Origin of the sequence: Actinomadura montaniterrae (genome assembly GCF_008923365.1) — a bacterium.
GTDB lineage: Bacteria > Actinomycetota > Actinomycetes > Streptosporangiales > Streptosporangiaceae > Spirillospora > Spirillospora montaniterrae.
Genome location: NZ_WBMR01000084.1, coordinates 25,188 through 37,140, shown reverse-complemented (window position 1 = coordinate 37,140; position 11,953 = coordinate 25,188). Strand labels below are relative to the sequence as shown.

The 11,953-nt window shown below is 74.1% G+C and carries 6 protein-coding genes; 4 read left to right on the top strand and 2 right to left on the bottom strand.

What is annotated here, in order from left to right:
• The first annotated feature begins 505 nt into the window (after nucleotides 1–505).
• Nucleotides 506–949, top strand: coding sequence for a GlcG/HbpS family heme-binding protein (locus F9B16_RS26070; protein ID WP_151542762.1), 444 nt, complete (start codon nucleotides 506–508; stop codon nucleotides 947–949).
• A 50-nt stretch (nucleotides 950–999) separates the two neighbouring features.
• Here F9B16_RS26070 and F9B16_RS26065 read toward each other — a convergent pair whose 3' ends face one another.
• Both F9B16_RS26065 and F9B16_RS26060 read right to left on the bottom strand, forming a co-directional pair.
• The gene (locus tag F9B16_RS26065) at nucleotides 1,000–2,388 is read right to left on the bottom strand and encodes an amidase (protein WP_151542761.1); all 1,389 of its coding nucleotides are present in this window, start codon (nucleotides 2,386–2,388) and stop codon (nucleotides 1,000–1,002) included.
• Nucleotides 2,385–3,899 (bottom strand): permease, encoded by a 1,515-nt coding sequence (locus F9B16_RS26060; RefSeq protein ID WP_151542760.1) that lies wholly within the window; start codon nucleotides 3,897–3,899, stop codon nucleotides 2,385–2,387. Before F9B16_RS26060 ends, F9B16_RS26065 begins: the two co-directional genes overlap by 4 nt.
• A 233-nt stretch (nucleotides 3,900–4,132) precedes the next feature.
• On the opposite strand from F9B16_RS26060, the gene F9B16_RS26055 reads away from it, so the two are divergent.
• From F9B16_RS26055 to F9B16_RS26045, 3 genes are read left to right on the top strand one after another with little or no spacing between them, the layout of a single operon-like run.
• Nucleotides 4,133–7,306, top strand: a complete 3,174-nt coding sequence (locus F9B16_RS26055; RefSeq protein WP_151542759.1) for an ATP-dependent helicase — start codon at nucleotides 4,133–4,135, stop codon at nucleotides 7,304–7,306.
• A 19-nt stretch (nucleotides 7,307–7,325) separates the two neighbouring features.
• Nucleotides 7,326–10,688 carry an ATP-dependent helicase gene (locus tag F9B16_RS26050; protein WP_151542758.1) on the top strand — a complete coding sequence of 1,121 codons (3,363 nt, stop codon included), beginning with the start codon at nucleotides 7,326–7,328 and terminating at the stop codon, nucleotides 10,686–10,688.
• A 40-nt stretch (nucleotides 10,689–10,728) separates the two neighbouring features.
• The gene (locus tag F9B16_RS26045; RefSeq protein ID WP_225991949.1) at nucleotides 10,729–11,889 is read left to right on the top strand and encodes an RNA-guided endonuclease InsQ/TnpB family protein; all 1,161 of its coding nucleotides are present in this window, start codon (nucleotides 10,729–10,731) and stop codon (nucleotides 11,887–11,889) included.
• Nucleotides 11,890–11,953: the final 64 nt, after the last annotated feature.

Below are 11,953 nucleotides of genomic sequence, written 5' to 3'. Positions count from 1 at the left end.
CGGCAGGTGGACGGCGACGCCGGCGAGGTCGGGGCCGGTGCCGGGGTCGGTGCGGGTCTCCGACAGCGGCAGGCACCAGCCGACGCCGCGGTCGAGCCCGGACGCCCCGGCGACCAGGGTGCCGCGCAGCAGCGGCTCGGCGAGCAGGGTCCGGACCGGCACCTGGTCCCCGGCCGGTGCGGGCGCGGGTCCGGGTGCGGCCGGCGCGGGCGCGGGCCCGGAGGCGGCCGGTGCGGGGGTCGTCGCGGATACCGATGGTTGTGCCATGTGCCCACATCCCGTCCGGATCGTTCGGCAGAGTGTACATAGCCTCGGCGGCGGCGGTCCTCCGAGACTGACGGGACATCAAGGCAATGCGTGGCGGACGGTGAGAGCCGGCGCTTCAACCGTCAGCCACATCCTGCGTGACAATTCCGATTCCGGCAATACCCCTCGCGAGTCGCCATCGAAACGGCGGCGAGGGCGGGCCGGGACGGCGTTTCCGCTCGAGACGACCGGAGGTCCCGTGCACACCGTTCACCGGCTCACCCTGGAAGACGCCCTGGTCATGCTGACCGCAGCCGAGGAGGAGGCGCGACGCATCGGGGTGAAGCAGACGATCTGCATCGCCGACGACGGCGCGCACCCGATCGCGCTGCACCGGATGACCGGCGCCCGCCTCACCGGGGTGGAGATCGCGATCGCGAAGGCGTTCACCGCGGCCGGCCACCAGCGCGACACCCACAGGTTCAACGAGCCGCCGAACGGGCCCGCGCTGCCCGGCAACGAGGCGTTCGGCATCAGCCACATGCTGCCCGGCAAGTTCGCGATCTTCGTCGGCGGCTTCCCGATCGTGTACGAGGGCGAGGTCGTCGGCGCGGTCGGCGTCAGCGGCGGCAACGGCGACCAGGACAAGGCCGTCGGCGCCGCCGCCCTCCGCGCCTTCCAGGAGAAGATCGCGACCGCCTAGCGCCCGTGCCGGGCCGGACGGGGCGAACGCGCCGTCCGGCCCGGCACCGGTCAGGCCGCGGGCCAGGGGCGCAGGCGCTCGAAGGCCGCCGCGGCGGCGAGCACGCGGGCGTCCTCGTGGCGCCGCCCGACGATCTGCAGGCCGGTCGGGGCGCCGCCCGCCCATCCTGCGGGCACCGACACCGCCGGATGCCCCGACAGGTTGAACGGGAACGTGACGGCCAGGGCGCCCCAGTGGTCCACCGGACGCCCGGCGATCTCGGTCGGCATCGGCCCCTCCGCCGCGAACGCCGGGGCCTGCGTCGCCGGGGTCAGCAGCAGGTCGAACCGGCCGAACGCCTCGGCGAGCACCTCGACCAGCCGCGCGCGGGCCTCGTGCGCGTCGACCAGCGCGTCCGCGTCCAGGGCCTGCGCCGCGTCGCCGTAGCGGCGGACCGTCGGATGGACGGACCCGAGCCGGTCGGCGGGCGCGTTCCGCAGCTCGGCGTGGACGTCCGGCACCGACAGCGTCCGGAACGCGGCCCCGCAGGACTCCAGCCGGACCCCGGCGGGCACCTCCCGCGCGCCGGTGCCCGCGATGAACGCCTTCGCCGCGTCCCCGACGACCGCCGCGACCTCCGGGTCGCAGGGCGCGCCGCCCAGGTCGGGCGACCACGCGACCCGCAGCCCTCGCAGGTCCTCGCGGTCGAGGGCCGTCTCGAACGGGACGGGCGGGGCGGGCAGCGACGCGCGGTCGTACTCGTCCGTCCCGCAGACGCAGTCGAGGAAGCGCGCGGTGTCGCGCACCGTCCGGGTGAGGACGCCGTAGTGGTCGTTCTCGGCGGTGCCGCGGTGCCGGGGCCCGCGCGGGACGCGCCCGTACGTCCCCTTGAACCCGACGAGGCCGCAGTAGGAGGCGGGAATGCGCAGCGAGCCCGCGCCGTCCGTGCCGGTCCCGATCGGCACCATGCCGGACGCGACCGCCGCGGCCGACCCGCCGCTGGACCCGCCTGGCGTCAGCTCCGGCGCGTGCGGGTTGCGGGTGACGCCGTGCAGGACGGACGCGGTGAACGACGCGCGTCCGAACTCCGGCGACGCGGTCAGCCCCACCGGGACGGCCCCGGCCGCGACCGCCCGCGCGACGATCGTCGACGTGTGGTCGGCGACGCGGTCCGCGTGCAGGACGCTGCCCATCGCGTACGGCCACCCGGCGACGGCGTGCAGTTCCTTCACCGCGAGCGGGACGCCGGCGAGCGGCCCGGGGTCCTCGCCGCGCGCCACCTTCGCGTCGATCGCGGCGGCGCGGTCGAGCGCGCCGTCCGCGTCCACGTGGACGAACGCGCCGAGGTTCCTGTCCAGCCGGGCGATCCGCTCCAGCGCCGCCGCCACCGCGTCGCGCGCCGCCAGCGCGCCCGTCCTGACCAGCTCCGCGGTCTCCACCGCGTCCCGTGCCGCGCTCACAGCGCCACCGCCGCGACCGCCGTGGCCACGACCAGGCCCGACACCACCGGCACGAACAGCCGTCTCGCCAGATCGATGACCGGGACGCCGGTGAGGCCCGCGACGACGATCAGCGACGACCAGATGACGAGCGTCCCGCCGCCCGTCCAGCTCGCGCCGTTCTGCGCGATCGCGGCGAGCGTGGCGGGGTCGGCGCCCGACGCGTGCCCGAGCTCCCCGGCGAGCGACCCGGTGAACGGCAGCCCGGGCCAGCCGTTGCCGTCCAGCCCGATCACCATGCCGACCAGCAGCATCGCGAACGAGGCGAACACCGGCACGTGCGGGATGTGGTCCTGGACGTGCCCGATCGCGTCCAGCAGCAGCGCGGGGCCGGTCACGCCGTCCGGCTTCCCGAGGATCTCGCCGGAGTAGTCCGACAGGCCCACGTAGACGAACCCGGCGATCGGGATGACGACCCCCATCGTCCGGAACGCGAACCCGATGCCGTCGGTGAAGTGGTCGGCGCAGCTCTGCAGCCAGTTCCGGCGGTCCGCGACGACCGCCACGGCGACCAGCGCCAGCGCCGCCGTCCCGCCGACGAGCGGCGCGCCCTGCCCGTCGTCGATGTCGGGGACGAGCGAGGTGAACCGGCCGAGGAGCATGACGGCCAGCAGCACGGCGAACGCCAGCGGCACCGCCACCGCCACGATCCGGGCGCGGACGCCGGGCTTCGCGGGCTCCTCGTCCGGTCCCGCGGGGCCCGTCGCCGTCAGCGTCGCGGTCGCGCCGGATCCTGTCCCGCCACCGGCCTCCTCGTGGGCCGCTTCGCGCGCCCCCGCGCGGACGTCGCCGTCCCCGGCGGCGGCGAGGTCCAGCGTCGCGGCCGCCGCCACCACCGGGTCGAGCAGCTTGGTGCGGACGTCGCGCAGGTAGGACACGCCGAGCGCGACCACCCCCGCGATGAGCGAGATGATCAGGGCGCGGTCGGCGATCGCGCCCGCGGGCACGTGCGCGCCCTGCGCGGACAGCCCGGACGCGACGCCCATGATGTAGTCGGAGCTGAGCGCCATGCCCTGCCCGGTGATCGCGATCGCGATGGCCGCGGCGAGCGGCGGCAGCCCCACCCGGACCGCCGCCGGCAGCAGGATCGCCGCGATCAGCGGCAGCACCGGCGTCGGCCAGAACGACATCGACAGCAGGTAGGTGACGACGGCGAGCACCAGGTAGGCCAGGTGCCCGTTGCGGACGAACCGCTGCAGCGGCCGCACCATCATCAGGTCGGCGCCGAGCCCCCGCATGGCGCCGAGCATCGCGGTCACGATCGCGATGATGAGGAAGATCGGCAGCAGCTCGCGGGCCGCGACGATCCCGGCGTTGAACACCGCCGCGATCCCGGTCGTGACGCTGCCGCTGTAGACGAGTGCCGTGACGAACGTCCCGCAGACCGCGAGACCCACGACGTTCTTGCGCGCCACCACGGTGGCGATGAGGGCGGCGAGGCCCAGGAGATAGATCCAGTGCGCAGGCGACAAGGGGCGAAACCTCCCACCTCCCCGGGACGCGGCCGTCCGCGTTCCGTGCACGGGGGTCCCGCGACTCTTCATGATCGGTTGCGCGGGCCGCAACGGAAGAGCGCACATCGCGGCGCTCCGGGTTTGTGCAGGCTGCCGAGCCCCGCGTCCCACCCGTTTCGCGTCGCGTCACCTTCGCGACATGCGCCCGTTGTGGTCCGAAGAGCCCCGGTGATCTGCTCCAATGAACTGTTGTGCCGTCTGCTTCCTACCGTCTCGTCCGCCGCGCGGGTCCCGCGCGCGCGGTGCCGCCCGTGCTCGACGAGCGGCAGCGGCGGGTCGTGGAGCACGCGGGCGGGCCGATGCTGGTGCTGGCCGGGCCGGGCACCGGCAAGACCACGACGATCGTCGAGGCGGTCGTCGACCGGATCGAGAACCGCGGCGTCGACCCCGAGCGGGTGCTGGTCCTCACGTTCAGCCGCAAGGCGGCCGGTGAGCTGCGCGAACGCATCACCGGACGGCTGCACCGCACCACCCGGACGCCGCTGGCGCTGACGTTCCACAGCTACGCGTACGCGCTGCTCCGCCGGGACGCGGTGCTGAACGAGGAGCCCGCGCCGCGGCTGCTGTCCGGGCCGGAGCAGCTCCTCGAGGTGCGGCGGCTGCTCGAAGGCGAGCTGGCGGATGGCGCGCGGGACTGGCCGGAGCGGCTGCGCGCGGCGCTCGCGACGCGCGGGTTCGCCGAGGAGCTGCGCGACTTCACGCTGCGGGCCGTCGAGCGGCAGTTCACGGCGGAGGAACTGGTCGCGCTCGGGCGGATGCGCGGGCGCGACGACTGGCCCGCGATCGGCGCGTTCATGGAGCGCTACGTCGAGCGGTTCGCGCTCGACCCCGTCCCCACCTACGACTACGGCGAGCTGATCTTCATGGCCGCCGGGATGCTCGCGGACGAGGAGGTCCGGATCCGCGAGCGCGACTCCTACGACGTGGTGTTCGTCGACGAGTACCAGGACACCGACCCCGCGCAGGAGGCGCTGCTGCACCTGCTGGCGGGGGAGGGCCGCGACCTGGTCGTGGTCGGCGACCCCGACCAGTCGATCTACGGGTTCCGGGGCGCGGACGTCCGCGGCATCCAGGAGTTCCCGAACCGCTTCCTCACGCTGGACGGCCGGCCCGCGCCCGTGGTGGCGCTGCGCACCTGCCGCCGGATGGGGCCGGAGATCCTGGAGGCGTCGCGGCGGATCGCGCGCCGCCTGCCCGCCGGTTCGGCGGGCGCCGCCGAGCACCGGGCCCTCCTCACACCGGACGAGGCCGAGGAGGGCGAGGTCCGCGCGGTCATCGCGGACTCCGAGAGCCAGGAGTCGGCGCTGGTCGCGGACGAGCTCCGCCGCGCGCACCTGCTCGACGGCGTCCCGTGGTCGCGGATGGCGGTGCTGGTGCGCAGCGCGGTCCGGCAGGTGCCGGTGCTGCGGCGGGCGCTGGCGCAGGCGGGCGTCCCCGTCGTCGTCGCGGGCGACGAGGTGCCGCTGATGCAGGAGCCGGCCGTCCGCCCGTTCCTGGTGCTGCTGCGCGCGGCGCTGAAGAAGGGCTACCTGGACGAGGTCGTCGCCGAAGACCTGCTCACCGGCCCGCTCGGCGGTGCCGACGCGCTCGCGATGCGGCGCCTCAAGCGCGCCCTGCGCGACCTGGAGGAGCTGTCGGGCGGCCAGCGGCCGCTCGGCGAGCTGCTCGTCGCGGCGGTGAACGACCCCCGCGAGCTGGTGCTCGTCCACGAGAAGGTGCGCGCCCCCGCCGAGCGCATCGCGAACCTCATCGACGTGGCGCGGCGCAACGTCCACGACGGCGGGTCCGCCGAGGACGTGCTGTGGGCGGTGTGGCAGGAGAGCGGCCAGGCCGACGTCCTGCTGGAGCAGAGCGTCAAGGGCGGGACGCGCGGCGCGTCCGCCGACCGGGACCTCGACGCCGTCGTCGCGCTGTTCGACCACGCGGCCCGGTTCGTCGACCGGCTGCCGCAGGCGGGCCCCGAGCTGTTCGTCGACAACATCGCCGCGCAGGAGATCGCCGGCGACACCCTCGCCGAGCAGGCGCCGGAGGGCGAGGCCGTCCGGATCCTCACCGCGCACCGGTCGAAGGGCCTGGAGTGGGACGTCGTCATCGTCGCCGGCGTCCAGGAGGGCGTGTGGCCGGACGTGCGGCTGCGCGGCTCGCTGCTGGGCGTCGAGGAGCTGGTCGAGCACGCCGCCGGCGCCCAGCCCGACTCCGACGCGGCGGCCGGGGCGTCCATGGCCGCGAAGATGCTGGACGAGGAACGCCGCCTCTTCTACGTCGCCGTCACGCGCGCGCGCAAGCGGCTCGTGGTGACCGCGGTAGGCGGCGACGACACCGAGGAACGGCCGTCCCGATTCCTCAACGAGCTGCTGCCCGGCGCGATCGAGCAGTCCCAGCTGGACGAGAAGACCCGATGGCTGTCGCTGTCCGCGCTGGTCGCCGACCTGCGGTCGGTGGTGTCCGACCCGACCCGCCCCGAGCCGCTGCGCCGCGCCGCCGCCGGGCACCTCGCCCGCCTCGCCCGCGCGGGCGTCCGCGGCGCGAGGCCGGAGAACTGGTACGCGATTACCGCGCTGTCGGACCAGGGCCCCGCGTTCGCCGACGACGAGCAGATCACCATCTCCCCGTCGCAGGTCGAGGCGTTCACCACCTGCGGGCTGCGCTGGCTGCTCGCCTCCGCGGTCGGCGCGCAGGAGGGCGGCCCGAACGAGTTCAGCACCATGGGCAAGGTCATCCACGCGGTCGCCGAGATGGCGGGCGCCGACGACGGCGTCACCGAGGTCCACGTCGCCGAGCGCCTCGACCAGATCTGGAACGACCTGGACTTCCGCAGCTCCTGGTACTCCGAGAAGCAGCGCGAGCAGGCCACCGCGATGGTCGACAAGTTCCTCGCCTGGCACCGCGACAACCCCAACGAGGTCGTCGCGCTGGAGGAGTCGTTCAAGGTCGACCTCGGCCGCGTCGTCATCAAGGGCCGCATCGACCGCGCCGAACGCGACGAGCAGGGCCGCGCCGTCATCATCGACATCAAGACCTCGTCCACGGCCGTCCCGAAGGACGACCTGGCCCGCCACCCGCAGCTCGGCGTCTACCAGTACGCGGTGATGCTCGGCGCGTTCGAGCGGCACGGCCTGATCGAGCCGGGCGGCGCGAAGCTCATCCAGGTCGGCAAGGCCGCCTTCACCGCCAAGGCCCGCGAGCAGGAGCAGCCCCCGCCCGCCGAGGACGCCGACCCCGAGTGGCCCAAGAAGCTGATCGAGATCGTCGCGAGCGGGATGGCCAGCGACGTCTTCCAGGCGCGCGCGAACGACAAGTGTCGGACCTGTCCCGTACGCTCCTGCTGTCCCGTCCACGACGAGGGCGGGCAGGTGGGCGACTGATTGGCTCGGGGGGAGCGAGGTGATCACGCCGGGGGAGCTGGCGCGGCTGCTGGAGATCCCCGAGCCGACGGAGGAGCAGGCCCGGGTGATCGAGGCGCCGATGGCGCCGATGGCGGTCATCGCGGGCGCCGGGTCGGGCAAGAGCGAGACGATGGCCGCGCGGGTGGTGTGGCTGGTCGCGAACGGGTTCGTGCGGCCCGAGCGCGTCCTCGGCCTGACCTTCACCCGCAAGGCCGCCGCCGAGCTCGGCGTGCGCGTCCGCAAGCGGCTCGACAAGCTGCGCGAGGTGCTGCCGGGCGACGAGCTGGAGCGGCTCGGCGGCGAGGCGCTGTTCGACGGCGAGCCGATGGTGTCGACGTACCACGCGTACGCGGCGCGGCTGTTCGGCGACCACGCGCTGCGCGAGGCGCTCGAACCGACGATGCGGCTGATCTCCCCGGCCGTCGCGTGGCAGATCTGCTCGCGGGTCGTCGACGCCTACGACGGGCCGATGGACCGCATCGAATGGCAGCCCGACACCGTCACCAAGGCCGTCATGGAACTGTCCGGCGACCTCTCGGAGCACCTGCGCACCGCCGACGACGTGCGGAAGGTCGGGGCGTGGCTGGACGAGCGGTTCGCCGCGGTGAAGAAGCCGCTGAAGGCGCAGCGCGACATCCTCGCCAGGCAGGCCGTCCGCGAGCAGATGATGCCGCTGATCGAGAAGTACGGGCGGGCGAAGGCCGACCGGGAGGTCATCGACCACGGCGACCAGATGGCGCTCGCCGCGCGGATCGCCTACAGGCATCCCGAGGTCGGGATGATCGAGCGGTCCCGGTTCTCCGTGGTGCTGCTCGACGAGTACCAGGACACCAGCCAGGCGCAGCTCGTCCTGCTGAAGTCGCTGTTCGCGGGCGGGCATCCGGTGACGGCGGTCGGCGACCCGTGCCAGTCGATCTACGGGTGGCGCGGCGCGAGCGCCGGGAACCTGCTGCGGTTCGCCCACGACTTCCCGGCCCAGCCCGCGGTGGGGGACAGGCGGCCGGTTCCGGCGCCGGTCGTGCAGCTGAGCCGGTCGTTCCGCAACGGCGAGCAGATCCTCGAAGCCGCCGCGAAGATCCAGGAGGAGCTGCGCGCGGAGACCAGGGCGGTGCCGCGGCTCGTCCCCGGCGCCGGGCGCGAGGGGAGAGGGCGCGTCGAGTGCGCGCTGTTCGCCACCGTCGAGGACGAGGCCGACCGGATCGCCGGGCGCATCGCGGGGCTGATGTCCGGTGACCCGGCGGTCGCGCCGGACGGCGGCTTCCAGGCCGAGCCGCTCCAGTACTCCGACGTCGCCGTCCTCGCCCGGAAGCGGTCGCAGTTCCCGCTGATCCGGCGGGCGCTGGAGGCGCGCGGCATCCCCGTCGAGGTCGTCGGGCTCGGCGGGCTGCTGACCGTCCCGGAGGTGCAGGACGTCGTCGCGACCCTGCGCGTCATGCACGACCCGACGGCGGGCGCGTCCCTCGCCCGGCTGCTCACGGGCCCGCGCTGGCGGCTCGGCCCCCGCGACCTCGTCGCGCTCGGACGGCGCGCGCGGGCGCTGGCGCAGGAGTCGGCGCGCGACGTCACCCCGCCCGAGACCGCCGCGGAGGAACCGCCCGAGAGCGGCGACCCCGCGCCGGAAACGGCCGACGATCCGCTCCGGCAGCTGGTCAGCGAGCTGAACCAGGAGACCGGCAGCCTCGTCGACGCGCTCGACGACCTCGGCTCGCCGGAGGCGTACTCGCCGGAGGGCTACGGGCGGCTGCGGCGGCTCCGCGACGAGCTGCGGACGCTGCGCGGCCAGGTCGGCCTGCCGCTGCCCGACCTCGTCAACGAGGTCGAGCGGGCCCTCGGCCTGGACATCGAGGTCGCCGCCCGGTCCGGCCTCGACCCCGTCACCGCCCGCGCCGACCTCGACGCGTTCATCGACGCCGCCGCGACCTTCGCCGGCGACGCCGAGGACCCGACGCTCGGCGCGTTCCTCGCCTACCTCAAGGCCGCCGAGACCGAGGAGTTCGGGCTGGAGGCCGGACGCGTCGGCGAGACCAACAGCGTCAAGCTGCTCACCGTCCACGCGTCCAAGGGCCTGGAATGGCCCGTCGTCGTCGTGCCGGGCCTGTCCTACGTGCCGCAGAAGAACGGCGGCCCCGCGAAGGGCTCGATCTTCCCGTCCCCGCCGCAGAACGCGACCCGGTGGACGGCGAACCCGCGCGTCCTGCCGTTCATGCTGCGCGGCGACCGCGCCGACCTGCCGCCGCTGAACGGCCTGGAGAAGGACGACCTCGCCGCGTTCGACCAGGCGTGCTCCGAACGCGACCTGCGCGAGGAGCGCCGCCTCGCCTACGTCGCCGTCACGCGCGCGTCCAGCCTGCTCATCACCACCGGGTACTGGTGGGGGTCGTCGGGGCGCCCGCTCGGGCCGTCGCCGTTCCTGGAGGAGGTCCGCGCGGTCTGCCTCGCCGGCGCCGGGACGGTCGCCCTGTGGGCCGACCCGCCCGAGGAGGGCGAGACGAACCCGCTGCTCGCCGACCCCGAAGAGGCGCAGTGGCCCGTCCCGCCGGGGGAGCGCGGCCGGACCGACGCGTCCGCCCGCGAACGCTACGAGGCCGTCGTCGAGGCGGCCCGCATGGTCGAGGACGCGATGGCCGGACGGAACCGGCTGTGGGCCGGCGACGAGGGCCTGACCGACGCCGACCGGGGCCGCATGACCGCGTGGGCGCGCGACGTCGAGCTCCTCCTCGCCGAACGCGACCGGGGCCGCGGCGGCGACGGCCTCCTCGTCGAGCTGCCCGCCCACCTGTCGGTGTCGTCGCTGGTGTCGCTCGCCCGCGACCCGGCGGCGCTGGCCCGGCAGATCCGCCGCCCGATGCCGCGCCCGCCCGCCCCGTACGCGCGGCGCGGCACCGCGTTCCATGCCTGGCTGGAGGGCCGCTGGGGGCAGCAGCGCCTCATCGACCCCGACGAGCTGCCCGGCGCCGCCGACGAGGGCGCCGCCGACGACGCCCACCTGCTCCGCCTCCAGGAGCGGTTCGAGGAGTCCGAATGGGCGGCCCGCGAGCCCCTCGACATCGAGGTCCCGTTCGAGACGATCATCGGCGACCGGCTGGTCCGCGGCCGGATGGACGCGGTGTTCCGGCGGCGCGGCGGCGGCTACGAGATCGTCGACTGGAAGACCGGCCGCCCCCCGTCCGGCGACGACGCCCGCTTCGCCGCCGTGCAGCTCGCCGCGTACCGGCTCGCATGGGCCGAGCTGGCGGGCGTCGACGTCGGCGAGGTCAGCGCCGCGTTCCACTACGTCAGCGCGAACACGACCGTCCGTCCGGCGGACCTCCTCGACGCCGCCGGCCTCGCCGCCCTCCTGGAGTCCGTCCCCGCCGCCTGACGACCCCTTGCTTGCGCACGGTAATGCTATGGTCACGGACGTGAAGATCGTGGTGCAAGTCAAGCTCATTCCGGATGCCACGCAGACCGTGGCCCTTGAGCGCACGTTGCACACGGTCAACCAGTGCGCGAACCAGGTATCGGCCGCCTCGTTCACCGCATACGGGCTCAACGGGTCGATCAAGGACCTGCGGTCTATGGCCTACGGGCAGCTCAAGGCCGAGGGCTTGGGCGCGCAGGCCGCGCAGCACGTCATCAAGCGCGTGGTGGATACCTACACCACACTGCGGGCGACCATCCGAGCCGGGAACCTGGGCGGGCAGGGGGCGAAGCGGCGGCGCAAGGCCATGTCCAGGCCCGTCACCTTCCGACTGGACGCGGCGCACACCTACGACGATCGGTGCCTGTCATGGAACTACGACGCCCAAACGGTGTCGATCTGGACGATGGACGGACGCCTGAAGAACGTTCGCTTCGCCTGCTCGGAGGCGGCGCTCAAGCAGCTCACCGAATGCCGGAAAGGCGAGTCCGACCTGGTTCGCCGGGACGGGAAGTGGTTTCTGGTCGCCACCTGCGAAGTGCCTGAAGCCGAGCGGTACGAGCCGCGAGACTGGATCGGTGTGGACCGAGGCATCAGCAACCTGGCCACCACCAGCGACGGCGACGACCATTCGGGCCGGCGCCTGGACCGTTACCGGCGCCGGCAAGCTCGCAAGAAGGCCGAGATACAGGCCAAGAAGACACGCTCGGCCAAGCAGCTCCTCAAGAAGCGTGCACGCCGCGAGTCGCGGCACGCCGCCCACATCAACCACAAGATCTCCAAGACGGTCGTTGCTGTCGCCCAACGCACCGAACGCGGCATCGCCCTGGAACAGCTCCAGGGCATCCGCGAGCGGGTCACGGTTCGACGCGACCAGCGAGCACGGCAGTCGTCCTGGCCGTTCCACCAACTCGGCGCGTTCATCGCCTACAAGGCCCGCCGGGCCGGCGTGCCGGTCATCGAGGTGGATCCGGCCTACACCTCGCAGCGCTGCCCGCGCTGCGGCCACACCGCCAAGGCCAACCGGCCCTCGCGGGACACCTTCCGCTGTCGCCGGTGCGGCCTCGCTGGGCCCGCCGACGTCGTCGCCGGGGTCAACGTGCGCGACCGCGCACGCTCGGCGTGGGTATTCGTCAACATGCCCAAACCGGCCCCCGCCTAGCGGCGACCCGGCGATGTGACCCGCGACCGCCCCCTGGTACGGGGCAGCGCGGGAGCATGAGCAG